This window comes from Staphylococcus felis (assembly GCF_003012915.1).
GTDB classification, from domain to species: domain Bacteria; phylum Bacillota; class Bacilli; order Staphylococcales; family Staphylococcaceae; genus Staphylococcus; species Staphylococcus felis.
This window is the reverse complement of record NZ_CP027770.1, coordinates 1,259,063-1,283,943: the sequence shown is the minus strand read 5'-3', so window position 1 is coordinate 1,283,943 and position 24,881 is coordinate 1,259,063. Positions and strand designations below refer to the sequence as shown.

Genomic DNA, 24,881 nt, shown 5'->3' with positions numbered 1-24,881 from the left:
CTCCTTTCAACTAATATTATTTATTAGATTTAATTTCTTCGCCTGATTTTTTAGCGATTCTTACTTTTTTACCATCAACGAACTTGTAGCCTACTCGTGTAGGTTTGTTTGTTTTAGGGTCTAATAATTGTACGTTAGAAACATGAATAGCTGCTTCAGTTTCTAAGATTCCACCTTCAGGATTAAATTGAGTTGGTTTTTGGTGTTTTTTGATCATGTTCACACCTTCCACAACGACACGGTCATTTTTAGGTTGAGTTGCTACAACTTTACCTGTCTTACCTTTGTCTTTACCTGCGATAACGATTACGTTGTCACCTTTTTTGATATGCATGTGGGCACCTCCTTGAATTTGTGATTTATTTTTAGGAATGAATTATAGTACTTCTGGTGCAAGAGAAACGATTTTCATAAAGTTCCCTTCACGTAATTCACGAGCTACTGGACCGAAAATACGTGTTCCGCGTGGTCCTTTGTCGTCACGAATAACAACACATGCATTTTCATCAAATTTGATGTATGAACCGTCTTTACGACGTACACCAGACTTCGTACGTACAACTACAGCTTTAACAACATCGCCTTTCTTAACAACGCCTCCAGGTGTAGCATTTTTAACAGTTGCTACAATGATGTCACCAATGTTAGCTGTTTTACGGCCAGATCCACCTAATACTTTGATCGTAAGTACTTCACGAGCACCAGAGTTGTCTGCTACTTTTAAACGTGTTTCTTGTTGGATCATGATTGAACCTCCTTTATCTTTTAATAGTCATTAAATAATTACTGATTCTTCGACAACTTCTACTAAACGGAAACGTTTTGTCGCTGATAAAGGACGCGTTTCTTGGATTTTAACGATATCTCCTAGTTTAGCTGAATTGTTTTCATCATGCGTTTTGTATTTTTTAGAGTATTTAACACGTTTACCATACAGTTTATGCGTTTTGTAAGTTTCAACTAAAACAGTGATTGTTTTGTCCATTTTGTCTGAAACAACTTTACCAACGTAAACTTTACGATTATTTCTTTCGCTCACTTTAGTAACCTCCTCTTTCAATTAAAAAATTATTGGTTCGCTTTTCCTTGTTCTAATTCTCTTTCACGTGCAACAGTTTTAAGACGTGCAATCGTTTTTCTAACAGTTTTAATGCGAGCAGTCTCTTCTAATTGACCTGTAGCTAATTGAAAGCGTAGGTTAAAAAGCTCTTCTTTTGAAGATTTGATTTGTTCTTCGATTTCTGAAGTGGTTAAGTCTCTAATTTCCTTAGCTTTCATTTGTTTCACCACCCAATTCTTCACGTTTTACAAACTTCGTTTTCACTGGAAGTTTGTGGCTAGCTAAACGTAATGCTTCACGCGCTACTTCTTCAGATACACCAGCAACTTCAAATAAAATTCTACCTGGTTTTACGACTGCAATCCAGCCTTCTACTGCACCTTTACCAGCACCCATACGTACTTCTAAAGGTTTTTTAGTATATGGTGTGTGAGGGAAGATTTTAATCCAAACTTTCCCGCCACGTTTCATGTAACGAGTCATTGCAATACGCGCTGATTCGATTTGACGAGATGTGATCCAAGAAGTTGTAGTTGCTTGTAAACCAAACTCACCAAATGTTACAAAGTTACCGCCTTTTGAGCGACCTTTTGTGTCAGGACGATGTTGACGACGATATTTTACACGCTTTGGTAGTAACATAATTATTTTCCTCCTTCACTATTTGTCTTAGTAGGAAGAACTTCTCCACGATAAATCCATACTTTAACACCTAACTTACCATAAGTTGTGTCTGCTTCAGCATGTGCATAATCGATGTCTGCACGTAAAGTATGAAGTGGTACAGTTCCTTCTGAGTATTGTTCAGCACGCGCGATGTCTGCGCCTCCTAAACGACCTGATACTTGAGTTTTGATACCTTTAGCACCTAATTTCATTGCTCTGCCGATAGCTTGTTTTTGCACACGACGGAATGAAGCACGGTTTTCTAATTGACGTGCAATATTTTCAGCAACTAAACGTGCATCTAAATCAACTTTTTTGATTTCAACAACGTTAATGTGTACTTTTTTGTCAGTTAATTGGTTTAATTTGTTACGAAGCTTTTCGATTTCAGATCCGCCTTTACCAATTACCATACCTGGTTTACCAGTGTGAATTGCGATATTAATGCGATTTGCAGCACGCTCAATTTCAACGTGAGATACTGAAGCGTCTTTCAATGCATTATCAATAAATTTACGAATTTTTAAATCTTCGTGTAAAAGTGATGCGAAGTCTTTTTCTGCGTACCATTTTGCTTCCCAGTCACGGATTACGCCAACACGAAGTCCGATTGGATTAATTTTTTGACCCACGGTATTCCCTCCTTAATATTTGATTAAGCTTCTTGAGCTTCTTCTTTACCATCACTTACAACAATTGTAATGTGGCTTGTTCTTTTATTAATTGCGCTTGCGCGTCCTTGAGCACGTGGACGGAAACGTTTTAATGTTGGTCCTTCGTTAGCATATGCTTCTTTCACAACTAATTCGTCAGTATTCATACCATAGTTATGTTCTGCATTAGCTAAAGCGGACATTAATAATTTTTCAATGACTGGAGAAGATGCTTTATCTGTTACTTTTAAGATAGCTACTGCTTCTCTTACATCTTTACCTCTGATTAAGTCTAAGACTAATCTTACTTTACGAGGTGCGATTCTGATAGTTCTAGCAACCGCTTTTGCTTCCATTCGTATTTCCTCCTCTACTTATCGGAATCTATTATCTTCTAGTTTTTTTGTCGTCTGCTGCATGACCTTTGAAAGTACGTGTTGGAGCAAATTCACCTAATTTGTGACCAACCATATCTTCAGTTACGTATACAGGTACATGTTTACGACCATCATATACTGCAAATGTGTGTCCAATGAAATTTGGGAAAATCGTTGAACGACGTGACCATGTTTTAATTACTTGTTTCTTTTCGCTGTCGCCTTGTGCTTCCACTTTTTTCATTAAGTGATCATCGACGAAAGGTCCCTTTTTAATACTACGAGCCATAGTGGCGCCTCCTTTCTTATTATGTGCGTGCAGCGATTACGCCGCACACCCAAATAAGCTATTTTTATTTTCTCTTACGTCTACGTACGATAAGTTTGTCAGAACGTTTTTTACCACGACGAGTTTTCTTACCAAGAGTTGGTTTACCCCATGGTGACATTGGAGATGGACGTCCGATAGGTGCACGACCTTCACCACCACCGTGTGGGTGATCATTAGGGTTCATTACAGAACCACGAACTGTTGGTCTTTTACCTAACCATCTAGATTTACCAGCTTTACCAACGTTTACAAGTTCGTGTTGAAGGTTACCAACTTGACCGATAGTTGCACGGCATGTTGAAAGAATCATACGTACTTCACCTGAACGAAGACGTACTAATACGTATTTACCTTCTTTACCAAGTACTTGTGCGCTAGCGCCAGCTGAACGAGCGATTTGTCCACCGCGTCCAGGTTTTAATTCGATGTTATGAATTGTAGTACCTACAGGAATATCTTTTAACGGAAGAGCGTTTCCTACTTTGATATCTGCTTCTGAACCACTTTCTACGTATTGACCTACTTCTAATCCTTTAGGTGCAATAATGTAGCGTTTTTCACCGTCTGCATATACGATTAATGCGATATTTGCTGATCTGTTTGGATCATATTGGATAGAATCAACTTTACCTTGAATTCCATCTTTATTACGTTTGAAATCAATAACACGGTATTGACGTTTGTGTCCTCCACCGTGGTGACGTACTGTCAATTTACCTTGGTTGTTACGACCCGCTTTTTTCGGTAGCGGCTGTAATAATGACTTTTCAGGTTTAGACTCAGTAATTTCAGCGAAGTCTAATGTAGTCATATTACGACGACCATTAGTAATTGGCTTATAATGTTTAAGAGCCATTGTCGCTTACCTCCTTATTGGTATTATATTTTTAGTTAAATAAGTCGATTTGACCTTCTTTGAGAGTCACAATCGCTTTACGACGTTTGTTTGTGTAACCTTGATAACGACCCATGCGCTTTTTCTTTGGTTTATAGTTAATGATGTTTACATTTGAAACTTTAACTTCAAAGATTTCTTCAACTGCTTTTTTAACTTCAGTTTTGTTCGCACGAACGTCAACTTCGAAAGTATATTTATCCTCAGCCATTGCTTCAGATGATTTTTCAGTAATTACGGGGCGCTTTAGAATATCTCTAGCTTCCATTATCCGAGCACCTCCTCAACTTTTTTAGCTGCTTCTTCAGTAATTAAGATACTAGTTGCGTTTGTGATATCTAATACGTTTAAACCTTCTGGTGTTGAGATTTGAACACCTGGGATATTACGTGCAGATAATTCTACGTTAAGATCTTCACCATTTGTCACAACTAATACTTTTTTAGGTAATTCTAAGTTAGTTAATGTTGTTTTGAATTCTTTTGTTTTTGGAGCGTCTAAATTGAAGTTATCAACAATTTTAAGTTCATTTTCTTGAACTTTAGCAGAAATTGCTGAACGCAATGCTAAACGACGCATTTTTTTAGGCATTTTGTAAGCATAACTTCTTGGTGTCGGACCGAATACAACACCACCGCCGCGCCATTGTGGAGCACGGATAGTACCTTGACGCGCACGTCCTGTACCTTTTTGTCTCCATGGTTTACGTCCACCACCACGAACTGCTGAACGGTTTTTAACCGCGTGTGTTCCTTGGCGTAATGAAGCGCGTTGTAAATTGATCGCTTCGAATAATACATCATTGTTAGGTTCGATTGCGAAGACCGCATCGCTTAGTTCAACTGTACCAGCTTTTGAACCATCAACTTTTAATACATCATAATTTGCCATTATGCATTTCCTCCTTTCACTACTGATTATTTATCAGCTTTAATTGCTGTTTGGATTTGAACAAAACCTTTTTTAGGGCCAGGTACGTTACCTTTAACTAAAATCACGTTGTTTTCCGCATCAACTTGAACAACTTCTAAGTTTTGAACAGTTACAGTGTTACCGCCCATACGGCCAGGTAATTTTTGTCCTTTGAATACACGAGAAGCGTCTGAAGCCATCCCTACAGAACCTGGTGCTCTGTGGAAATGAGAACCGTGTGACATAGGTCCACGCGCTTGATTATGACGCTTGATAGCACCTTGGAAACCTTTACCTTTTGAAGTTGCAGTTACGTCAATAACGTCACCTACTTCAAATGTATCTACTGAGACTTCTTGACCTACTTCGTAATCATCAACGTTTACGTTTCTGAATTCACGAACGAAGCGCTTAGGTGCTGTGTCTGCTTTTTTAGCGTGACCTTCTTCAGGTTTATTAGCATATTTGTTTGTCTTGCTGTTCTTTTTATATGCTTCTTTGTTTTCAAAACCGATTTGAATTGCGTTATAACCGTCAATTTCTTCAGTTTTCTTTTGCAATACAACATTTTCTTTTGCTTCTACTACTGTTACTGGAATTAAATCTCCATTTTCGCCAAACACTTGAGTCATTCCAATTTTTCTTCCTAAGATTCCTTTGGTCATCGAAAGTCCACCTCCTAAAATTTTCTATTATAATTTAATTTCGATGTCTACACCAGATGGTAAGTTAAGACCCATTAAAGCGTCTACTGTTTTTGGTGTAGGGTTAACAATGTCGATTAAACGTTTATGTGTACGTTGTTCGAATTGCTCACGAGAATCTTTGTATTTGTGAACCGCACGAATGATTGTGTAAACAGATTTCTCTGTTGGTAATGGAATCGGACCAGATACATCCGCTCCAGAACGCTTTGCAGTTTCTACAATTTTCTCAGCTGATTGATCAATAACACGGTGATCGTAAGCTTTTAATCTAATTCTGATTTTTTGTTTTGCCATCATTTACCCTCCTTATACGTCTTCATTAAGTGATAGACTTCTCCACGAAAACTATCTCACACAGCGCCATGGCAAAGCGGCCGGGTGTGTCAGTAACCTTTCGCTTCATCGCATTAAAAGTCCAACATTAAACATCTTACATGAGAACTCCTATGTAAGTCAACCTTTTTGGAAAAGTTTCTGTTGTCTTTTTGCATACCATGCTATTTTACTTTAATTTACGCTTGAGTTCAACCTTTTATCCAAAATTTTTCTAGCTCAAAATCAGGGTTTTTGTTGTTTTTATATTTTCTCATTATAATAGTAAATATAATCGAATTCATTATCCTAAACATTAATTTAAATATGAAGGTGAAAAGCTATGAAACGTAATTCCAAAACTGCTTTAATTTTATTAAGTATTATTGTTTTAATTTCCGAGTTTATTTCAGGTATCCCATTTATTGGAGGAATTGTTATCTTATCATCAGGATGGCAAGTTTTAGCATTTAATGCTTTTATCTATTTAGTCATACTATTAATATTGATGGTTGATCGACAAAATTCTATTAAACCGATGCTCGTTATCCCATTAATCGGCATTGTTGCGAATGGATTAGCAATTGTTCCATTTGTTGGTATGTTATTACACTGGTTAATGTTTGTACTTATGATTTTCTTTTTATTTGTATTATTCGTTACCCCTGTCTATTTGCCAAGTAAAAATGCCAAAGTAATTTACGAGCGTGATCATTTAAATCAATAATTCCAATAGAAAAAACAGGCTGGGATATAAATATCTCGAAGTTTTCTTATAATGAGTTGATTCATTCAATGATACGAAAATGTCTTTTTTAAAAGTATTTCAATGTAAAATTACATGTATATCACGTCGTATTGTTGGCGAGACTCCTGAGGGAATAGGATGAGCGTCGAGACCGCGGCTCGACCCATCCCCCTAGGAAATGCGAGCCAAACAATACGAATGATTGATAAAAGAAAAGCGTAGAGGTGATTCACTCATCTCTACGCTATTATTTTGGGATTATGCCCCAGCCTGTTTATTCCTTTTTAACCATGAACAAATACAAAATATAAAATAAAAATAATCATTAAACCATACATAATAGGATGAACTTCTTTATGACGTTTTGTCAGTAACATCGTAATAGGATAGAAAATAAATCCACAAGCAATACCTGTTGCGATTGAGTATGACAGCGGCATCATAATAACCGTGATAAAAGCAGGCACTGCAACTTCAAATTTCTTCCAACTAATTTCAGCTAAGTTAGACGCCATTAAAACGCCAACAACGACAAGTGCTGGTGTTGTAACTGCAGATGTGACGACAGCCATCAATGGGCTAAAAAATAGCGCCAACAAGAAACACACCCCTGTAATAATACTTGCAAATCCAGTTCTTGCTCCAACTGCCACTCCTGCAGTTGACTCAATATAAGATGTTGTTGTTGTCGTTCCAAAAACAGAACCCACCATCGTTGCTAAAGAATCGGAAAACAATGCACGTCCTGCTCTAGGCAACTTATTATCTTTCAAAAATCCTGCTTGTGAAGCCACTGCAACAATTGTCCCTGCAGTATCAAAAAAGTCTATGAATAAAAATGTTAAAATAACGATTAAAAATTGGATCGTAAAGAGTTGTGCCGGATCTTGAAACGCTTCAAATGCAGCCCCAAATGTCGGTGCAATGCTCGGCACTTTACCTACTATTGCATGAGGTGGTGCAATTTGCGCTGTCAATAAACCTACTAGTGCTGTAATAACCATCCCTATAAAGATTGCTCCCGGTATACGTTTAGCATATAACACTACTGTAACGATAATACCGAATACTGCTAATAATACGGGAGGGTCCGTAATACTTCCTAACGTCACTAATGTTGCATCTTGATTTTTGATAATGCCTGAACTTTGTAAGCCGACAAAAGTAATAAATAGACCAATACCTGCTGATACAGCCATCTTCATCTCAAATGGAATTGCATTAATAATCGTTTCTCTAAGACCTGTGGCAGTTAAAATTGCAAAAATAAAGCCTGAGAAAAATACACCTGTCAACCCTACTTGCCAAGGTATCCCCATATTCAATATAACTGTAAAAGCAAAAAATGCATTCAGTCCCATTCCGGGCGCAAGGGCAATCGGATAACGTGCGATAAGCCCCATAAATAAACATCCTACAAAAGCAGCTAGACATGTCGCAACAAATATTGCACCTTGATCCATTTTTTGATCAGGTGAAATGCCTTCAACACCAGCTAAGCTTAAAATTTGCGGATTAACTGCTAAAATATATGCCATAGATAAGAAAGTCGTGAGTCCACCAAATATTTCACGCTTGTAATTGGTTTGGTACTCATCAAATCGGAAGTATCGTTTCAATGTTCTTTTCTCCTCTTTTTTAAAATACCTTCATATTTTAATACGATTAGCGTTTCATTTCAACACAGAATACGAACTTTTTTTGATAATATTATCATTTTGTTCGATTTTCAAGACTACTTACAGTTTAAGTCCTTTTAATGCATCTTTAAACGGATTATGATCAAGCTCCTCATCTTTCATGTATTTTTTCATATCTCGTTTCGAAACTTTATCTTTACCTTTATTTTTAAAACGCTTATCCATATGTTCTTGTGTTTCGGTGTACCCACATACACATCTGTATGTTGCACCTTTACCTGTGCCAAATTTAGTCAACCGCTTCTTACACTGAGGACATCTAGCGTTCGTCTTAGTCTTCACATCTTTTTTCGTTTTACAAGATGGATCTTGGCACACGAGCATCGAGCCATTTTTAGTTTTAACTTTCAGCATAAACTTACCACAAGTTGGACATTCGGCAGTTGTGAGGTTGTCATGTTTATATTTTTGCTCACTTGTCTTAATTGTTTCAATGATGTCATACGTAAACTGCTTCATTTCATTCATAAATTGCTTTCGTTGATATTTACCTTTTTCAATTTGAGTTAATTTGTCTTCCCATTGTGCAGTTAACAGAGGTGACGTAAGGGCTTCTGGTGCTAAATCTAAAATTTGTTGCCCTTTTGAAGTGACCTTAATTTTACCATCTTGACTTTCAAGTGCATTCATATTGAAAAGTTTATCAATGATATCAGCACGCGTCGCAACTGTACCAATTCCTCCTGTTGTTTTTAAAGTTTCAGCCGAACGTTTGTCATTTATGCGCAAATATTGATCTGGTCGTTCCATCGCTTTTAACAAAGTCCCTTCATTAAAATATGGAGGCGGTGTCGTTTGCTGTGTATGAATAGTTGGATTTTGAAATTTGATACGTTCTGATTCAAGTATTGTCAGATTAATATTTTGATGATGCGTTTCTTTTTGAAATGCTTTAAATCCAAGTGAAAGCGTCTCTTGAGTTTGATATTGAAATGTTTCTCCAGCAACTTTAATGATGATTTTCTTTTCCTTATACTGATATGGTGGTGAGAGTACTTCTAAAAATCGCTGAACAATCAGCATATAAATGTTTTTCTCAGTCGCTGATAACGTGTCTAATTTAGGTCTGATTTCAGTAGGTATGATTGCATGGTGGTCTGAAACTTTCTGGTTATTAATATATTTGGCTTTAGTCGAAAAGTGTTGTTGCATTAATTGTTTGGCCTCTTCACGATAATCAGTTGCCATTGTTGCCTGTACACGTTCTTTTAATGTATCAGCCATATCAGTTGTCAAGTAATGAGAATCTGTTCTAGGATATGTCACAAGCTTATGACGTTCATATAATTGCTGTAAAGCATTCAAAGTTTGTTTTGCGCCTAAACGATAGCGCTGATAAGCAGCTTGCTGTAGATCAGTTAAGTTAAACAATAATCCAGGATAACTTTTCTTAGTTTTTTCGATTACTTTGTCAACTTGCGCTTCTGTTTGTTTGATTTTCTCAACTATTGCTTCTAGCTTTTCTTTTTCGTAAATACGCTGTTCATGTTGATGTTGAAATAATGCCCCTTTATATTCAACGGTTAGCGTATAATACTCTCGCGGCTTGAATTGCTTAATCTCTCTTTGACGAGTTGCTACCAACTGAATGGTCGGAGTTTGTACACGCCCTAATGAAAGTTGCGCATCGTATTTCGTTGTTAAAGCACGAGTCGCATTAATCCCTACAATCCAATCCGCTTCACTTCGAGCTAGTGCTGCTTGATATAAATGATGATATTGTTGACCTTCTTTCAAATGTTTAAATCCTTATCGAATTGCCTTTTCAGTAACTGAACTAATCCATAGGCGCTTAATCCTTTTTTGAATATGTGCTTTCTCAATAATTAAGCGTGCTACTAACTCACCTTCTCGTCCAGCATCAGTTGCTATAATGATTTCATCGACATCGTTGCGTTTCATCAATTGTTGTACCGTGTTAAATTGTTTTCTCGTTTTACCAATGACAACCGTTTTCATATGCTTAGGGATAATAGGCAACTCATCAAGCGACCATTTTTGGTATTTTTTATCATATTTCTCGGGCGTTGCATTCGTCACAAGATGACCAAGTGCCCAAGTGATGATATAGCGTTTATTTTCAAAAAAGCCATTACGTGCTGTGTCTACGTTTAAAGCTTTAGCGATATCACGACCAACAGAAGGCTTTTCTGCTAAAATTAATGATTTCATAATTAATCTTCCTTTATATTGTATTAGTACTATTGTAACATGTTCACCTTCTGACCTTCATTACAATATCATTTTGAACATGTGTCCTTTCTTTCAATTCATGATAAAAGGACTTATAATAATATTAAGCATTTAGCAGAGGAGGAACATGATGGAAATCACTCGGGTACAATCCGCATCTGAAATCACAACGTTTATCCAATCCAACGTTAATGCCACTCAATCATACACAAATAAACTACCTACACAATATGATGAAGCATTAATGTTATTTCTTAAAGAAGCTGTTCAAACTACTGGTATTTATGTTGTTAAAGAGAATAATGACATCCAAATGGTCATGATGTGTATCCCCTATTTTGAGAATCGTTTTAAAGTGATTGGTCCAATCACAAAGCAAGGATACACGCCCACTGGTTCAGTATTCGACGCATTATTCCATAAAATGACACAGCACATTGATAGTGATGCCATTTATTATTTTGCCTATGCAGCTGAAAATGAACATATTAAAGCATTTATGAAAACGATTGGTGCATCTTATACATTTACAGATTACTATCTTGAGACATCGCGTGATTTAGGTGAAACCGAAAATCTTCATCACATTATTCAATACCAACCTGCCTATTTCCGTTCGTTTCAAAAATTACACGAATCCACATTCACTCATCATGAAATGACAGCCGAAGAGATTGAACAATCACTTGATTCTGATCACCAACTCTTTTTATATATGGCAGAAGGCATCTTAAAAGGCTACTTATATTTAATATATGACCGAAATCAACAACATGCTGAAATTAAATATTTCTCCTCCCATTCAGACTATCGACTAAAAGGGATTGCATTTGACCTTATACAGCATGCTATTCACCATGTCTTGCAACAAGATCAATTTGATCGCATATACTTCAAAATCCGTAGTAAAAACCATCGTCTTGTAGAACGTTTTCATGAATTAGGATTTAACATTACATCTGAATATCGAAAATTTAAATACGTTTCGTCTTAACTTATTTAGGCTCTCAGTCAAATTGGACTGGTCACATTAAATTAAGGCGTTATGCAATAATGGATTGCTTAACGCCTTTTTCGTTGTGTGATCATAAAGTCTTGAACATTAATGTCTCTTTTAATACAACATAAATCAGTGAAATTGAGTTGGTAAAACATATTTTATAACTTAGGGGTGTGAATAAATATAGCACATTTGATTGATTCCTAAGCCGAGACTTCTGAGGCATCTTGCCGTAACCGAAAATCCATTTTAAGATTGGGTAAGTTCAATCTTAAAATGCGTTGAGGTGAGGCGCCTAGAAAAGTGAGGCTTTATGGATCAATCAAATAAATGAAATTATTTATACACCAGTCCGATTTACTATAGAGCCCTTATTTAAAAGGTGGCTCAAATATCAGCGCTTTTACTATTTTTCAAGCTGTTATAGAGTCACCTTTTGATTGTATAATATTTTATAAATGTATAGACAACATGCTATAATTAACGTTATTGAAAGTAAGGGAGGCTATTTTATGAAATTAGAACAACAATTAGAATCGTTAAAGTTTGATTATGTCCGACTGCAAAATGATTTGGAGAAACGCGAATCGACATCACAACAAGTCGAACCTCTCATTAAGCAACTTGAAGATATCGAACATCAAATTTCAAAAATACGTACACAGCTACATGCAAAGTGAATATAACAAGCGTATAGAATAGATACATCTCCTTATATTAATAGGTTCCATTGATGTTTGATTTCTATATTGAATGGCCTTCACATATTAGGTTAAAACCATTCAAATATAGCGTCTTCCATCATCATAGAACACCTATTTCTCAGATTGATATCGACCAGAAAGGATGTAAATCATGTTACTGTATTTAATACTTTTACCTCTCATGTATTTGATAGTAGGTTATATTAGTATCTTCAAAATAAACATGAGATTTCCTAAAATATTACGTGGACTCATGGGTGTACTACTCATTATTGTTGTGGCAACTTCACTTGCCTATTATCCTGTTTCGGTTTGGTGGTTATTTGTAGTCCTTATATTACTGATCGCAAATGTTGAAATCACAGCTTTCAAACATGCTAAGGGCGACCATAAAGGCGTACATATTTTAAATATCATCTCTTTATTTATTATTATCATTTATATCATATTGGCCATCGTTTTTGTTTAACATGCAAAGTTATACAAAAGCAATAAAACCACTTCGCTATGTAGCACTTACCTAAGATGAATTCTCTAGGGTAAACGATATGCGTAGTGGTTTTATATTAGTGTATTCGCTGATGTGTTCTTTTGGTTTTATATTTGTATGACTACTGAATCTTGTTTTAACCTTTTGAACATGTGATTGTTATCTAAATGATTAAAGTAGGGTCACAACTCATGATTATGATACAGCCCTTTGATTGATATAAGTCGATTTAAAGCTTCTCGAAGCTGTCTCTCATCTATCGCAAATGATAAGCGTACATATCCTTCTCCACGCTTACCAAATGGATGTCCTGGAGCTGCAAGAATTGATAGCTTTTTTAATAAATACGTTATAAATGCGTCACTCGAAAATCCGGGTGGACACTGCAACCATAAGAATATTCCTCCTTTAACGGGTTCATGTGGGATTCGTGCTTGTTGCAGTGCATCCTCAATTAAATCACGTCGTTGACCAAAAATCCGCGCTTGTTCTTTCAATACATCATCACATTCATTTAAAGCAACTGTGCAGGCATCTTGTAAGGCTCCATACATACCTGCTTGAGTATGCGTATGATACTTCTGCAAATTTTGGATGATGTTTGCATTACCTACCGCAAACCCTACACGATAGCCTGACATATTATATCCTTTTGAAAATGAAAAGACTTCAACTGCAACATCTTTTGCACCTTTTGCTTGTAAAATACTTGGGTTCGATTGATCAAAGCCAAAAGCTTGATAAGCAAAGTCATGTACAATCTTCGTCTTTGTCCCTTTAAAACGGTCAATCGTATCTTGAAAGAATGCAGTATTCGCAACAGAACCAGTTGGATTATTAGGATACGTTAAATAAATGAGCTTTGTGTTTGATGTGTCTACACTATCCCAATCTGGTAAATAATGTCGCTCCTGAGTTAACTCGAGTGGCTTGGGCTGACCTTTTGCTAAGATGACACCAGCCAAATAATCTGTATACCCTGGATCAGGTAATAAAACTTCATCATTGGGTTCAATGACACAAGTAGGCAGTGCGACGAGCCCATTTTTCGTTCCATATAATAGACACACTTCTTTTTCTGGGTCTAAATGAACATCGAACTGACGTTGGTAAAAATCAACAATCGCTTGTTTGAATGCCTCTTTCCCTTGAAACGCAAGATATTTCTGATTCTCAGGCTTTAAAATCGCTTGACTCAATTCATCTAAGATAACTTGAGGGGTATCTGCATCAGGGATACCCACTGCTAAATTAATGAGAGAGAGTGGTCCGTGTTCAACCTTTTTCCCCATCGTTTTACCAAAATAACTGTCTGGAATTTCACTCAAAATATTTGTATAACGCATTATTGAACCCCCTTTAAGGGTCAGTATCATTATCCTTTTGACCAACCCTTCAATTTTCAATATCTTAGTCCCTAAAGTATGCTATTTTATCAATTTACGTTTAATCGTAAATAAAATTTCATAGATAACAGGTACAACAATCAGTGTCAAAATAGTGGAAGACATTAACCCACCAATAACTGTGGCAGCTAACCCTTTAGAAATAAGTATGGAACTATCCTGACCAAATAATAATGGAATCAAAGCTCCTATAGTTGCAATTGCAGTCATTAAAATGGGTCTAATTCTTGTGCCTCCTGCTTCTAATAACGCTTCTTTCATTGGCATGCCTTGTTTTTCATTTTGAGTAACGCGATCAATGAATACAATTGCATTTGTGACGACTATACCAATAAGCATGAGCACGCCAATCATGCTTGGCACAGATAACGTTTCGCCTGTCAAAATTAAAGCAATCACTACACCAATAGCGATATATGGTAGAGAAAATAAAATCGTAAATGGCGCAAGTGCACCTTTAAATGTTAATACAAGTACTAAATAAACGGTAATCACAGCAGCAACCATAGCAATCATCAATTGTGAAAATGCAGCTTGCATATCTTCATTCGTACCCCCAAGAGACGTTTTGACATGACTCGGTGTCTCTATATGTTTTAATTTTTGCATCACATTTTGAGAAATAGCACCTACATCATCCCCTGAAATTTGAGCAGATACTGTACTAGTGTAATCTCCACCTTCTTTAACAAGTTTATTCGGCGTCTTTGTTTTCTCAATTGTAGCAATATCATCTAATGTCACATTGCTACCGAGCGGTGTTGGTATCTGTGTATTCTCCATCTTTTGCTGAGTCCAGTCTGTTGATTTATCATGTTTAACTACGACATCATACGTTTGCTTTTGCGCTTTTACTTCTGAAACAGTCGTATCTGGCACATTTTGATTGAGTAACATGGCAAGCTGACTAGCCGTAACACCGTATTCACTCGCTTGATCTGGATTCACTTTAATTTGATACTCTTCGTATGTTTCTGTTAAATCCGATTTAACGTTTGTTAAGCCTTTGACATCTTTCATGCTTTTTTCAATCATTTTTACAGTACTTTCTATTGCCTGTGTGGACGGACCAGTCACTTGAACTTCAAGCGTATTCGTCGTTCCGCCAGTTCCCATGTCTAGTTGTTTCCATTCCCCTTTATGATGATACTTCTCAATATCATTAAGCACTTTTTCAGGTTCTTCCTCAAAGTGAGGTGTGTCAGAATCATATTCAACCATGAGTGCCATATTGTTTGTACTTCCTGTTGGATCAATAGGTGATTGACCACCAACAGAATATTGTATATTTTTGACATGCGGGTTCTTTTGCAAGTATTTTTGAACTTGATCTGCACTTTTTAACACATTCTCTTCTGTCTCACCCGGTTTAGCGGTATATGTTAATGCCATAAACTTATCTTCACCAGTTGAAATAAAGCTTGTCCCAATCTTCATCGCACCTAAAAAGATACTTCCTATTAAAAGTAATGTACTCAGTAAAATAACAAGCCACTTATGATTTAAACTCCAATTTAACACTTTTTGATAGTGTGTTCCAACAACGCCAAGTTGCTTTTGAGATTTCTTTTTTAAACCTTTCCTAAAAAAGATTGATCCTAATACAGGTACAATTGTAATAGAGATAAGGAGTGAGGCTAACAAACTAAATGTCACTGCATAAGCAAATGGTCTAAACATCTGCCCGACTGAACCAGTCACAAATGCGAGCGGCGCAAATACAACTATAGTGACAAATGTTGAAGACATAATAGGAACAAATACTTCTTTTGTTGCTGATACAATCAATGCATCTCCTGTTAATTTTTCATCTGCTCGATTCAACCGTCTATAAATATTTTCGATAACGACAATAGAATCATCTATGACGCGACCAATCGCAACCGTTAAAGCACCTAATGTCAAAATATTAAGAGATACGTCCGTCAGTTTCAGTGCAATCATCGCTATTAATAATGACATAGGTATCGACACAAGTGAAATGGCCGTCATACGGATATTTCTTAAAAACAGCATAATCACAATGATTGCAACCATTGAACCTAAAAGTGCCTTTTCAATCATTGTATCTAATGAATCTTTAATTGGCTTGGCAGTGTCCATAATTTGAACGGCATCCAAGTCGTTATTCCCATTGATAAAGTCATCAACAACTTTGTCCACTTCATTGGCGACTGCTACTGTGTTTGCATCTTGTGCTTTAATAATTTGAACATCTACTGCATCTTGGCCATTCGTACGCGAAACAGAGTCCCGTTCGTCTAATAATTGAACTTTAGCTAGATCATTTAAGGAGATATTGCTACTTATTGTTCGCTCTCTAGATTGCATGTCAGTAGCTGATGGTCCTGGTGTTTTTGCACCATCCACTGTACCCCCACTTTGTTTAAGCGCTTCAACAGGGATACTCATATTCTTTAATGCTGCTACAGAAGTAAACTGGCCGTCCACAATTACTGATTTTTCGGTATCTTTAAATTGAAATAAACCTAGTGGAGACTCTTTTGTAGCCGCCTTAATATAGTCAGTGACTTGTTGTTCGTTTAATCCGACTTCCTTCAACTTGTCCTTATCAAATTGAATCGTGACTTTGCGGTTGGTTTGGCCGTTGAGATTAACATTTTGGACACCATCTATAGTTTGCAACTTCGGAATTAATTGATTCTGAACTTTTGAGGTCGAAACTTTGACGTCATTTTCTTTTTGTAATATCGAGTAGGCAACTACTGGAAAAGCATTCATTGCATTTCTCTGTATTTCTGGTGCTTCAATTCCCTCCTCAAAATCCATTTTGTCCAGTGTTTTTTGAATTTGTTGTTCTGCACGATCTAAATCCGTTCGCTCATCAAAATTGACCGTCACCATCGATACATTTGAAAGCGATTCAGTTTGCACGCTTTCCACATCGGCCATTCCTCGTATTTGATTATCAATCGGATCGCTTACTTTATTCATCACAGTTTCAGCTGTCGCCCCTGGCATCGCAGTTGTAATTGTCATCATTGGTGGTTCCACATCAGGTAGTAATTCTAATCGCATCTTAAAGCTTGAATAGACCCCACCGATAATAACTAAGATAACCATAAGCACCACTGCGAATTGATTTGATAGAGAAAAATCTATCAACTTTTTAATCATCGTTTAATCTCCCCCAATACCTTTAACATTAGAAATGAGCCATATTTGTATGAATCACAATTTTTCAACATAATACTTATCATTACTTTCACTTGATAAAAATCCGGAGCGAGACTTCAATCACTTTGCCTAAAGTCCCACCCCGTTAACCATACTTTTATTTGATTTTCTTATTTTAGCTTTTAATAGATTTTAATTGACGCACTACTTTAATTTTAAGTTTTGTTAATTGTGGTTTAAACTGTTCAACGGCTTTATAGACAATGGGATTTAATACGTAATCAAATTCTCCAATTTTTTCACTTAAATGCGTGCCCCATGCTTTTTTGAAAGCCCATAATCCGTAATGACTCGATTCTTTGCTTGGCTGGTTATCTGTCCCACCAAAATCATAAGTCTTGGCCCCTTTGTCACGCGCAAATTGCATCATTGCAAATTGCATATGATGATTAGGTAGAAAGTCGCGATAATGATCTGATGAAGCACCATATAAATAATAGGATTTATGACCTGCAAACATTAATAAAGCCCCTGACAAATAAATACCTTCTGGGTGCTCTACTTTCAATGTCTCCAGTTTTTCGATTAACTCTTCATTTTTGCTTTGTTTCGTCTCAACGTCTTTCAATTTATTTTGAATTTTTTTATTGGTTGTCTCTTTTTGACTTAACTTTTCTTTTTCTTTGATCAATGCCTCTCTCTCTTGCTTAAAAGATTGTAGCACTGGCAGAGGATCTAACTTCACTAAAAAGAGTTCTGCATCACCATCAGGATGAAGTGCGTCATAAATCGTTTCAAAGTAGGACACATCACGTGTTAAAAAGCCATCTCGTTCTCCCGTTTCTTGCATGAGCTGTGCAAATATTTTAAGGTCCTCACGTGATTTTCTCTCAACAACCGTTCCTCGCTTTAATGCTAATCGAACTTTCGAGCGATTACGGTTTTCGAAACTTTTCATAATTTCATCATCCGTCTTGTCAATCGGTGTTACCATTGTCATACGAGGTTGAATATAGTCCTTGGCTAAACCTTCTTTAAAACCTTTATGACGAAAACCGAGTTGTTTTAAGTCTTGGACAATGGTCATACCTTTATCTACTTCAATATCCGGGTCAATTTTAATTGTATAAGCCTTTTCTTGCTTCGCTATCTTAATTGTTTCTGCTAACAATAAGCGAACAGCCTTCAAATCCGTATAATCCACCACAAATCCACGTGATACATAACACAATGTAAAAGGTGTGCGTGGAACCTTTTTGAATAACAGTTGGCCTACTCCTTTAACGTCACCCTTGTCACCAACTGCAATACGTTTAGCATACCATCCTGTTAATTTTTTTGTTTCGCCCCATTTTGTAAGTTGGAGCAAATCACCATTTGGATGTCCTTTCACAAAAGCATCATGCTCTTGATCCGTAATATTCATTAACTTCATAATATCTCAATACTCCTTTATTATCTTCGCTTATCGTAATTCATCCATTCCCCCGAATGTATATGCTATAATCAAAGCTATGGGGGAGAGGATCAAATGCGAAATATCATTTTAATCTTATTAACTTTTTCTAACATTGTCGTGATATTAATGACACAATTTTATCAAGTAGGGATTGATTACTTAAGCTTGCGTATACTGCTTGTAGCATTTTCATCCATTATTTCAGCTTATCTTATTTTACTTTATCGTACACGTGTACAATTATGGTTGGCAATCATTAGCCTTGCCTTAAGTTTATTTCATATCATCATGATTATTCGTACCATTTATACTACACTTTATCCTTAACTGGTGGTATAAATTGATAATTGGCACCTTTTATACGAATTAAAACTGGCGCTGTAATCGTTTGGTCAATCATTGTCACTGTTTCAATCATATCATCTTTGCCTTCTGTGATTTTAAATTTGACGCTTTGATTGGGGCACTGCAAAGTTGTGGACTGGGTTGACGATTCCAATATGTCCATTCCAAACCATTGTTGCCAATACTTGACCATTGCTTGATGTTGATACGTACGAAATGCTATCATATCGATTTTGAGATGACTTTGGAAAAATGACTCGAGTTCTTCTTGTCGTGCCTCATCAGATTGACGCCATTGTATAAAAAACGGTGATAGTAACGGGCTAATTGGGCTTTTAATATAGAGTAATTGCCATTCAACAGTTTGACCTTTTTTATTTTGACGTGTCATGTCTATGGGCCCAACTGTTTCAACACCTCGAGCATTCAAGTCTTTTTGGAGCCCTTCGATATCGTTCGTTCGAAAACACACCTTTTTAAAACCTTGTTTATGATCATTTTCTAAAATGGATGATGCAAATGAAACTTTTCCTACATTGGATTTAGACTGTTGTTTTAACCTATCTTTATTAAACTGGTCTAGAAGTTCAATATAACTTAAATCAATGTGTATTAATCGGTTAAATGTCCCTAACTTCTCATGACGACCACCGTTTTGAATGTTCAAATATTGCCCAGGAAATTCAAAATGTGTTAATCCGTCAATATAATGAATGATATGATCAAATTGAATATCTACCATAAAATCTCCTTCCTCGCTCAAAAACCTTATCTTTATTTTATCAAATATTCTCTATGAAATCTCGGCGGAGTTTGTTATAACTGCTTTCTTTTTATAAACTGATTGCACTTTAAAACAATTTAAACATTGCATACATACCCGCCTATTCATTAAAAAATATGTGCTATCATAAATGATGCAACTTCGCTCATTTAACACTATCTGTATATATCACTTTTTCAAAAATAATACATATTCATCGCAATATTGACGAAAGGAGTCGAACATGCACACATCTGATTTCTTTGATCACTTTACACAATTGTATCGACCTTACATTAAAATAACACAACCTTTATTAGATGAGTACAAAGTGCATCCAGCGCAGTGGCTAATTATCAAAGATATTGCTAAACATCCACAAACAACACTCGTTCAAATTTCTAAGCGTCGTTCAATTGAAAAGCCAACAACACGAAAAATTTTGAAAGCCATTGATAAACGAGGTTGGCTTAAAATAACACAAGGAGAAGATAAACGTGAAAAGCTACTAGACCTTACAAATACAGGAAAATATGTACACTATAATCTCAAAAAGAATATAGAACAATTACAATATGACATCCTTAAAACACTAGATATCCCACAAGATCAACTCGAACAAACCAACCGAATTTTAGAAAGGTTATATCATCAATTACATTCACTAGAATCTGATGATTAAATCATGATTTCATCATTATATTCCGTGAGGTAAGCTATGCGCATTTTTGATTGGAAAAGCCATAAATTATATATCGAACACTCTTTTTTAACAACACTTATTGTAGACATATTTAAATATAGGAGGATCTACTTTGAAACTGAAAGCATTTTTGATTTTAACGATACTTTTTATTTTGCTTGGCGGCTCAAGTTTGACGCCCATTTTTCATCATTCTATACTTGCTTCTTCAAGTATAAAAATCCATGATATACAAGGCACGCACCATCAATCTAATCAAAAAGATCAATATGTTCACAATGTCCGAGGTATCGTGACGTATCAATATCATCATCGTGGCCAACAGTATATGCACATTCAAACGGCCGATAAAGATGTTGACAATAATCCAAACACATCTGAAGCCCTAGTTGTTTACACTGGCAAAGATAAATCTGATGCTAAAGTAGGTGATGCCGTTGAAGTTTCTGGTATCATTCGTGAGTACGCTATTGAAGGTTATGCTGATCGACATGATACAGACTTACCTATCACTGAACTTGACGCACGAAAATCTCAAAATGGAAATATTGCAATTAAGGCATCGAACCAAAAATTACCCAAACCGATAAAAATCCAGCGCATTCCAACACAAATTGCATCTCAACAGCACTTTGATATATTCGATCGCAATCAATACGCCATTGACTTTTGGGAGTCACTTGAAGGGATGCGCGTCCAAGTGGATGATGTGCGTAGCGTAGGACCAGAGCAACATGGTGATATATTTACAGTATTAAAGAACACGAAGTCCGAAACACATAATGGCGGACTAATGCTCAAACCCTCACAACAAAATGGACAACGCATCCCATTTAAATTAGTTGACAACAATCACAAAGCTGAAACTTTCGATGTCAAAACGGGCGACTCATTCAAAGGACCTCTGACTGGGGTTGTGGGCTATGGCTATCAAAATTATAAAGTCCTCATTGATACCCAAGATATGAAAAAAGCGTATCAAGACAGCCATCATTTTCCTAAAGGCACCACAATTGAACCGAGCCAAAACAAATTAACAGTCGCATCTTATAATCTAGAAAACTTTTCGAATAATACATCTTCAACAAGCGATGACAAGGCTCAAAAGATTGCAAAAGGCATCGTAACTCACATGAAGAAACCTGATATCATCGGTGTAACTGAAGTCCAAGATAATAATGGACCAGATGAAGGTAACGCAGATGCTAATCAATCATACCAGCGCTTAATTCGTTCAGTTGTCGCTGCTGGTGGTCCTACATATCGATATGTCAATATTGACCCAGAACCAAACGAAGATGGTGGGCAGCCAAATGCAAATATACGTGTTGGCTTCTTGTATAATCCAAATCGAGTGACCTTCAATGATACGATTCAACACGGCGATGCAACGACAGCTGTACACTATAAAAATGGTCAACTCTCGCATAATCCAGGTCGCATCGAACCTAATGCTCAAGCGTTTCAACACTCTCGTAAACCTTTAGCAGCTCAATTTGACTTCAATGGCGAACAAATTATCGCTATCGTCAATCACTGGAACTCTAAAGGTGGCGATGATCCATTATTTGGTCAAAAACAACCTGTTGAATATCAAAGCGAAACACAACGTAAATCAATTGCACAACTTGTAGGACAATTTGTCAATGAAATTCACGAGGACAATCCTAATGCACATGTCGTCTCAGTAGGTGATTACAATGACTTCCAGTGGTCTGATGCTGTTAAACACCTCGAGTCTCATAACCTTTATAATATGGTCAATGCTGTAGAAGGGCCTTCACGCTACTCATATGTCTATCAAGGCAATAGTCAAACACTAGACCATATTTTAGTGAGCCAAAAGCTTAAACCATTTACACAATTAGATATGATACACGTTAATAGCGACTTTACAGATTTATCTGGACGTGCTAGTGACCACGATCCGTTGCTTGCCCAAATCGATTTCGAGCAATATAAGGCGGCGCATTCATCATCATCTACACATACATCAAATACTATTTCTGTCATAGACCAAAAAAAATCAGACGGGCAACTTTTGATTCAAAACCTTAAACAGTTACCACAATCTGAAAAAAATAAGTATAAAGCAGAAGTCTCTAGTGCAGATACCTTTACTGACATTCAAAAAGCCATTGACACAGCTCAAAAACATAATGATCAACTCCCAACAACAGGGGAACGTTTTGCAATATTTGGTATTATTTTAGGTCTACCTCTTATCATTATCGGCCTTGTTATCATATTTAAACGGCCGCAAAAAGGAGCTAAATCATAGGACTATTCCATTACGATGCACTTTTATCGTATACGAAAATAAAGCTAAGACATATACAGAAAGCGCTAAGACGCATTTTTATTAAAAATCATCTTAGCGCTATTTATTTTAGGATTAATGTTTTACCCTCATTATAAATTAATGATTTATCCACCAATATAGTTCATATTAATTTTCTTTTTACGTCGATTGGCAACAGTTTGAGCTGTCCGCTCATCTGAATAGCGGTCTTCCCTTATATGCCATAGCGCTTTTAATTCCGCTTCAATCTCTTCATCTGAAGCGCCACTTCTTAACAACTGGCGCACATCAAATCCATCGCCAGTACTAAACAAGCAACCATAAAATTTACCATCCGAAGAAAGCCGCGCTCTCGTACATGTTTGACAAAACGAGTCCGACACACTTGTAATTAATCCAAATTTTGACCGTGCTCCAACATAGCGATAGTATTTTGCAACTTCCCCGTAATATTTTGGTGGTACTTTTTCAATATCGAAATGTTCTTCAATCAATGTCAACATTTCATCTTTTGTCACTACTTTCGTAAAGTCCCAACCATTATCATTGCCCACATCCATAAATTCTATGAAACGTATCGTAATATCCTTATCTTTGAAGTATTCAAGCATAGGCAATATTTGATCGTCATTCACTCCTTTTTGCACGACCACATTCACTTTAACTTGAAATCCTATCGCTAATGCATAATCAATTTGTTCTAACACAGTGGATGCTTTAATATTTCGATTATTAATAGATTGAAAAGTGTAATCGTCAATTGCATCTAAACTGACATTAATACGTTTAAGCCCTGCATCATATAACTTTTGGCCGTGCTTTTTTAACAGCAAACCGTTAGTAGTTAATCCGATATCTTCAATACCTTCAATTTGCTTAATCTGTGCAATGAGTCGATGTAAATCTCGGCGTAAAAGGGGTTCGCCACCTGTAATTCTTATTTTTTTTACGCCTAACTTAGCATAAACTTGTGTAATACGAACGATTTCTTCAAATGTTAGAAGTTCATCTTTAGGAAGGAATACAAAATCATCCCCAAAGATTTCTTTTGGCATACAATAATCACACCGAAAATTACAGCGATCTGTTACAGAAATGCGCAAATCACGTATAGGTCTTCCTAATTTATCTAAAATTTGTTGTGTCATATGCGCCCTCCTTTTACTGCTTAGTCTGTAATTTCAGCTATAAGTTGATTTAAGTCCGTTACTTTATTCACATTGCTATACCAATAGCTAGGACTCTGAATGGTTGTCACATCTAACCAATCGGCCGATACTTGTTGATAAACATGCTTCATACTTAAATCATCTGAATTGAGTACTGTTTCAATGACAGGTAATACACGCTGATGATAAAAAGCAATTGTTGGAATAGGGTAGCCTTCTGATTGAAATCCCGCAATATCAAGTTGTTCTTCAATCAAATTAGCCACCATAAACTGATAAAGTTGACTGACTGCCTTATGTGTGACCATTGGTGTATCAACTGATATCACAAAATAGACATTATCCGCTTCTTCCGCTTGTTGCATGACACTATAAATGCCTGCTAAAGGTCCTTTATTTTGGTGTTCTTTCATATCAATGACTACATTTTTATAATCAAATTGAGTCGATAGGCTTTCATTTGTACTAATGATGATATCATTAAATAAATTTGTCGTTTCAAGCATATGAATCAGTTTTTGATAAAATGACTGCCCTTCAACTTGAGCAAACGCTTTAGATGAGCCAAAGCGTTCAGATTGTCCTCCTGCAAGTATAATCGCTTTCATATGATATTAACCTCCACTAACTGGTGGAATGAGCGCGACAATATCATTCGGTTTCACTGTATCATTGTCTCGAACAAACTCTTCATTGACAGCCACCTGAAACTTTTTACCTTGTATGACTGGATACGTACTGTATAGATGTTGTTTGAGTTGTTCTACTGATATTTCATAATCAAATGAAAAAGCATCTTCAGTCCGATTGACCAACTCTTTCAATTCTGCAAAGTATAATATCTTCAT

Annotated in this window: 28 protein-coding genes and 1 pseudogene; 7 read left to right on the top strand and 22 right to left on the bottom strand. The window is 36.4% G+C overall.

Features of this window, described 5'->3' with window-relative positions:
* Positions 1 to 16: 16 nt before the first annotated feature.
* The 13 genes from rplX to rpsJ all read right to left on the bottom strand — a co-directional run bounded on the left by rplX (position 17) and on the right by rpsJ (position 5,895).
* Positions 17 to 334 (bottom strand): 50S ribosomal protein L24, encoded by a 318-nt coding sequence (gene rplX, locus C7J90_RS05915; RefSeq protein WP_103208041.1) that lies wholly within the window; start codon positions 332 to 334, stop codon positions 17 to 19.
* 42 nt (positions 335 to 376) lie between these two features.
* The gene (gene rplN / locus C7J90_RS05910; RefSeq protein ID WP_103208040.1) at positions 377 to 745 is read right to left on the bottom strand and encodes a 50S ribosomal protein L14; all 369 of its coding nucleotides are present in this window, start codon (positions 743 to 745) and stop codon (positions 377 to 379) included.
* A gap of 30 nt (positions 746 to 775) precedes the next feature.
* On the bottom strand, positions 776 to 1,039 hold the full coding sequence (gene rpsQ, locus C7J90_RS05905; RefSeq protein WP_103208038.1) for a 30S ribosomal protein S17: 264 nt from the start codon (positions 1,037 to 1,039) through the stop codon (positions 776 to 778).
* A gap of 29 nt (positions 1,040 to 1,068) precedes the next feature.
* The gene (gene rpmC, locus C7J90_RS05900; RefSeq protein ID WP_014613220.1) at positions 1,069 to 1,278 is read right to left on the bottom strand and encodes a 50S ribosomal protein L29; all 210 of its coding nucleotides are present in this window, start codon (positions 1,276 to 1,278) and stop codon (positions 1,069 to 1,071) included.
* On the bottom strand, positions 1,268 to 1,702 hold the full coding sequence (gene rplP, locus C7J90_RS05895; protein WP_103208036.1) for a 50S ribosomal protein L16: 435 nt from the start codon (positions 1,700 to 1,702) through the stop codon (positions 1,268 to 1,270). The genes rpmC and rplP overlap by 11 nt, the downstream gene beginning before the upstream one ends.
* A 2-nt stretch (positions 1,703 to 1,704) precedes the next feature.
* Positions 1,705 to 2,358, bottom strand: a complete 654-nt coding sequence (gene rpsC, locus C7J90_RS05890; RefSeq protein WP_103208035.1) for a 30S ribosomal protein S3 — start codon at positions 2,356 to 2,358, stop codon at positions 1,705 to 1,707.
* A 23-nt stretch (positions 2,359 to 2,381) separates the two neighbouring features.
* Positions 2,382 to 2,735 (bottom strand): 50S ribosomal protein L22, encoded by a 354-nt coding sequence (gene rplV, locus C7J90_RS05885; RefSeq protein WP_103208033.1) that lies wholly within the window; start codon positions 2,733 to 2,735, stop codon positions 2,382 to 2,384.
* 31 nt (positions 2,736 to 2,766) lie between these two features.
* Positions 2,767 to 3,045: a 30S ribosomal protein S19 gene (rpsS, locus tag C7J90_RS05880; RefSeq protein ID WP_014613216.1), complete on the bottom strand. Its 279-nt coding sequence runs from the start codon at positions 3,043 to 3,045 to the stop codon at positions 2,767 to 2,769.
* Positions 3,046 to 3,109: 64 nt separating this feature from the next.
* A complete protein-coding gene (gene rplB, locus C7J90_RS05875) occupies positions 3,110 to 3,943 on the bottom strand; it encodes a 50S ribosomal protein L2 (protein ID WP_103208032.1) in 834 nt (277 codons plus the stop codon).
* Between the two features lie 31 nt (positions 3,944 to 3,974).
* Entirely contained in the window at positions 3,975 to 4,250 is a 276-nt protein-coding gene (gene rplW / locus C7J90_RS05870) for a 50S ribosomal protein L23 (RefSeq protein WP_103208030.1), read from the bottom strand.
* Positions 4,250 to 4,873 carry a 50S ribosomal protein L4 gene (gene rplD / locus C7J90_RS05865; RefSeq protein WP_103208029.1) on the bottom strand — a complete coding sequence of 208 codons (624 nt, stop codon included), beginning with the start codon at positions 4,871 to 4,873 and terminating at the stop codon, positions 4,250 to 4,252. Before rplD ends, rplW begins: the two co-directional genes overlap by 1 nt.
* 26 nt (positions 4,874 to 4,899) lie before the next feature.
* Positions 4,900 to 5,559, bottom strand: a complete 660-nt coding sequence (rplC, locus tag C7J90_RS05860; protein ID WP_103208027.1) for a 50S ribosomal protein L3 — start codon at positions 5,557 to 5,559, stop codon at positions 4,900 to 4,902.
* 27 nt (positions 5,560 to 5,586) lie between these two features.
* Positions 5,587 to 5,895 carry a 30S ribosomal protein S10 gene (rpsJ, locus tag C7J90_RS05855; RefSeq protein WP_001118667.1) on the bottom strand — a complete coding sequence of 103 codons (309 nt, stop codon included), beginning with the start codon at positions 5,893 to 5,895 and terminating at the stop codon, positions 5,587 to 5,589.
* A gap of 361 nt (positions 5,896 to 6,256) precedes the next feature.
* Here rpsJ and C7J90_RS05850 point away from each other — a divergent pair, with 361 nt between their 5' ends.
* Positions 6,257 to 6,640 carry a hypothetical protein gene (locus C7J90_RS05850; RefSeq protein WP_103208026.1) on the top strand — a complete coding sequence of 128 codons (384 nt, stop codon included), beginning with the start codon at positions 6,257 to 6,259 and terminating at the stop codon, positions 6,638 to 6,640.
* A gap of 305 nt (positions 6,641 to 6,945) precedes the next feature.
* Here C7J90_RS05850 and C7J90_RS05845 read toward each other — a convergent pair whose 3' ends face one another.
* Together C7J90_RS05845 and C7J90_RS05840 are read right to left on the bottom strand one after the other, a co-directional pair.
* Positions 6,946 to 8,280 carry an NCS2 family permease gene (locus C7J90_RS05845; RefSeq protein ID WP_103208024.1) on the bottom strand — a complete coding sequence of 445 codons (1,335 nt, stop codon included), beginning with the start codon at positions 8,278 to 8,280 and terminating at the stop codon, positions 6,946 to 6,948.
* Between the two features lie 120 nt (positions 8,281 to 8,400).
* Positions 8,401 to 10,533 (bottom strand): annotated as a pseudogene (locus C7J90_RS05840) (DNA topoisomerase III).
* Between the two features lie 151 nt (positions 10,534 to 10,684).
* Between C7J90_RS05840 and C7J90_RS05835 the strand changes: the two are divergent.
* From C7J90_RS05835 to mspA, 3 genes are all read left to right on the top strand, one after another.
* Positions 10,685 to 11,548, top strand: a complete 864-nt coding sequence (locus C7J90_RS05835) for a GNAT family N-acetyltransferase (protein WP_103208023.1) — start codon at positions 10,685 to 10,687, stop codon at positions 11,546 to 11,548.
* A gap of 518 nt (positions 11,549 to 12,066) precedes the next feature.
* Complete coding sequence (locus C7J90_RS11980; RefSeq protein WP_167388991.1) at positions 12,067 to 12,234, top strand: SE1832 family protein; 168 nt, start codon at positions 12,067 to 12,069, stop codon at positions 12,232 to 12,234.
* A 175-nt stretch (positions 12,235 to 12,409) separates the two neighbouring features.
* Positions 12,410 to 12,727 carry a membrane stabilizing protein MspA gene (gene mspA, locus C7J90_RS05830; protein ID WP_103208021.1) on the top strand — a complete coding sequence of 106 codons (318 nt, stop codon included), beginning with the start codon at positions 12,410 to 12,412 and terminating at the stop codon, positions 12,725 to 12,727.
* Between the two features lie 203 nt (positions 12,728 to 12,930).
* On the opposite strand, the gene C7J90_RS05825 is transcribed toward mspA, so the two are convergent.
* The 3 genes from C7J90_RS05825 to C7J90_RS05815 form a co-directional block, all read right to left on the bottom strand.
* On the bottom strand, positions 12,931 to 14,094 hold the full coding sequence (locus tag C7J90_RS05825) for an aminotransferase class I/II-fold pyridoxal phosphate-dependent enzyme (RefSeq protein WP_103208020.1): 1,164 nt from the start codon (positions 14,092 to 14,094) through the stop codon (positions 12,931 to 12,933).
* Between the two features lie 81 nt (positions 14,095 to 14,175).
* Positions 14,176 to 17,292, bottom strand: a complete 3,117-nt coding sequence (locus C7J90_RS05820) for an efflux RND transporter permease subunit (RefSeq protein ID WP_103208018.1) — start codon at positions 17,290 to 17,292, stop codon at positions 14,176 to 14,178.
* A 175-nt stretch (positions 17,293 to 17,467) separates the two neighbouring features.
* On the bottom strand, positions 17,468 to 18,727 hold the full coding sequence (locus tag C7J90_RS05815) for a lipid II:glycine glycyltransferase FemX (protein ID WP_103208016.1): 1,260 nt from the start codon (positions 18,725 to 18,727) through the stop codon (positions 17,468 to 17,470).
* A gap of 96 nt (positions 18,728 to 18,823) precedes the next feature.
* Here C7J90_RS05815 and C7J90_RS05810 point away from each other — a divergent pair, with 96 nt between their 5' ends.
* Positions 18,824 to 19,078, top strand: coding sequence for a hypothetical protein (locus C7J90_RS05810; protein WP_103208014.1), 255 nt, complete (start codon positions 18,824 to 18,826; stop codon positions 19,076 to 19,078).
* Here the strand turns inward: C7J90_RS05810 and C7J90_RS05805 are convergent.
* Positions 19,062 to 19,838, bottom strand: a complete 777-nt coding sequence (locus tag C7J90_RS05805; protein ID WP_103208012.1) for a VOC family protein — start codon at positions 19,836 to 19,838, stop codon at positions 19,062 to 19,064. The genes C7J90_RS05810 and C7J90_RS05805 overlap by 17 nt on opposite strands.
* A gap of 265 nt (positions 19,839 to 20,103) precedes the next feature.
* On the opposite strand from C7J90_RS05805, the gene C7J90_RS05800 reads away from it, so the two are divergent.
* Together C7J90_RS05800 and C7J90_RS05795 are read left to right on the top strand one after the other, a co-directional pair.
* On the top strand, positions 20,104 to 20,541 hold the full coding sequence (locus tag C7J90_RS05800) for a MarR family winged helix-turn-helix transcriptional regulator (protein WP_103208011.1): 438 nt from the start codon (positions 20,104 to 20,106) through the stop codon (positions 20,539 to 20,541).
* Between the two features lie 139 nt (positions 20,542 to 20,680).
* Positions 20,681 to 22,843, top strand: a complete 2,163-nt coding sequence (locus C7J90_RS05795; protein WP_158701932.1) for a DUF8508 domain-containing protein — start codon at positions 20,681 to 20,683, stop codon at positions 22,841 to 22,843.
* A 146-nt stretch (positions 22,844 to 22,989) separates the two neighbouring features.
* Here the strand turns inward: C7J90_RS05795 and moaA are convergent, their stop codons facing one another.
* The 3 genes from moaA to moaD are packed head-to-tail and all read right to left on the bottom strand — an operon-like array spanning position 22,990 to position 24,881.
* The gene (gene moaA / locus C7J90_RS05790) at positions 22,990 to 24,012 is read right to left on the bottom strand and encodes a GTP 3',8-cyclase MoaA (protein ID WP_103208009.1); all 1,023 of its coding nucleotides are present in this window, start codon (positions 24,010 to 24,012) and stop codon (positions 22,990 to 22,992) included.
* 20 nt (positions 24,013 to 24,032) lie between these two features.
* Complete coding sequence (gene mobA, locus C7J90_RS05785) at positions 24,033 to 24,641, bottom strand: molybdenum cofactor guanylyltransferase MobA (protein WP_103208008.1); 609 nt, start codon at positions 24,639 to 24,641, stop codon at positions 24,033 to 24,035.
* Between the two features lie 6 nt (positions 24,642 to 24,647).
* A complete protein-coding gene (gene moaD, locus C7J90_RS05780) occupies positions 24,648 to 24,881 on the bottom strand; it encodes a molybdopterin converting factor subunit 1 (protein ID WP_103208006.1) in 234 nt (77 codons plus the stop codon).

Excerpts from the sequence above, each read along its gene's own strand:
- C7J90_RS05825 (WP_103208020.1), bottom strand. The coding sequence starts at position 14,094 with ATGCGTTATACAAATATTTTGAGTGAAATTCCAGACAGTTATTTTGGT.
- C7J90_RS11980 (WP_167388991.1), top strand. The coding sequence starts at position 12,067 with ATGAAATTAGAACAACAATTAGAATCGTTAAAGTTTGATTATGTCCGA.
- C7J90_RS05815 (WP_103208016.1), bottom strand. The coding sequence starts at position 18,727 with ATGAAGTTAATGAATATTACGGATCAAGAGCATGATGCTTTTGTGAAA.
- rplC (WP_103208027.1), bottom strand. The coding sequence starts at position 5,559 with ATGACCAAAGGAATCTTAGGAAGAAAAATTGGAATGACTCAAGTGTTT.
- rplN (WP_103208040.1), bottom strand. The coding sequence starts at position 745 with ATGATCCAACAAGAAACACGTTTAAAAGTAGCAGACAACTCTGGTGCT.
- C7J90_RS05805 (WP_103208012.1), bottom strand. The coding sequence starts at position 19,838 with ATGGTAGATATTCAATTTGATCATATCATTCATTATATTGACGGATTA.
- rplV (WP_103208033.1), bottom strand. The coding sequence starts at position 2,735 with ATGGAAGCAAAAGCGGTTGCTAGAACTATCAGAATCGCACCTCGTAAA.
- mobA (WP_103208008.1), bottom strand. The coding sequence starts at position 24,641 with ATGAAAGCGATTATACTTGCAGGAGGACAATCTGAACGCTTTGGCTCA.
- rplP (WP_103208036.1), bottom strand. The coding sequence starts at position 1,702 with ATGTTACTACCAAAGCGTGTAAAATATCGTCGTCAACATCGTCCTGAC.
- moaA (WP_103208009.1), bottom strand. The coding sequence starts at position 24,012 with ATGACACAACAAATTTTAGATAAATTAGGAAGACCTATACGTGATTTG.
- rplX (WP_103208041.1), bottom strand. The coding sequence starts at position 334 with ATGCATATCAAAAAAGGTGACAACGTAATCGTTATCGCAGGTAAAGAC.
- C7J90_RS05835 (WP_103208023.1), top strand. The coding sequence starts at position 10,685 with ATGGAAATCACTCGGGTACAATCCGCATCTGAAATCACAACGTTTATC.
- C7J90_RS05820 (WP_103208018.1), bottom strand. The coding sequence starts at position 17,292 with ATGATTAAAAAGTTGATAGATTTTTCTCTATCAAATCAATTCGCAGTG.
- moaD (WP_103208006.1), bottom strand. The coding sequence starts at position 24,881 with ATGAAGATATTATACTTTGCAGAATTGAAAGAGTTGGTCAATCGGACT.
- C7J90_RS05810 (WP_103208014.1), top strand. The coding sequence starts at position 18,824 with ATGCGAAATATCATTTTAATCTTATTAACTTTTTCTAACATTGTCGTG.
- rplW (WP_103208030.1), bottom strand. The coding sequence starts at position 4,250 with ATGGAAGCTAGAGATATTCTAAAGCGCCCCGTAATTACTGAAAAATCA.
- rpsJ (WP_001118667.1), bottom strand. The coding sequence starts at position 5,895 with ATGGCAAAACAAAAAATCAGAATTAGATTAAAAGCTTACGATCACCGT.
- rpmC (WP_014613220.1), bottom strand. The coding sequence starts at position 1,278 with ATGAAAGCTAAGGAAATTAGAGACTTAACCACTTCAGAAATCGAAGAA.
- mspA (WP_103208021.1), top strand. The coding sequence starts at position 12,410 with ATGTTACTGTATTTAATACTTTTACCTCTCATGTATTTGATAGTAGGT.
- rplD (WP_103208029.1), bottom strand. The coding sequence starts at position 4,873 with ATGGCAAATTATGATGTATTAAAAGTTGATGGTTCAAAAGCTGGTACA.
- rpsS (WP_014613216.1), bottom strand. The coding sequence starts at position 3,045 with ATGGCTCGTAGTATTAAAAAGGGACCTTTCGTCGATGATCACTTAATG.
- C7J90_RS05800 (WP_103208011.1), top strand. The coding sequence starts at position 20,104 with ATGCACACATCTGATTTCTTTGATCACTTTACACAATTGTATCGACCT.
- rplB (WP_103208032.1), bottom strand. The coding sequence starts at position 3,943 with ATGGCTCTTAAACATTATAAGCCAATTACTAATGGTCGTCGTAATATG.
- C7J90_RS05850 (WP_103208026.1), top strand. The coding sequence starts at position 6,257 with ATGAAACGTAATTCCAAAACTGCTTTAATTTTATTAAGTATTATTGTT.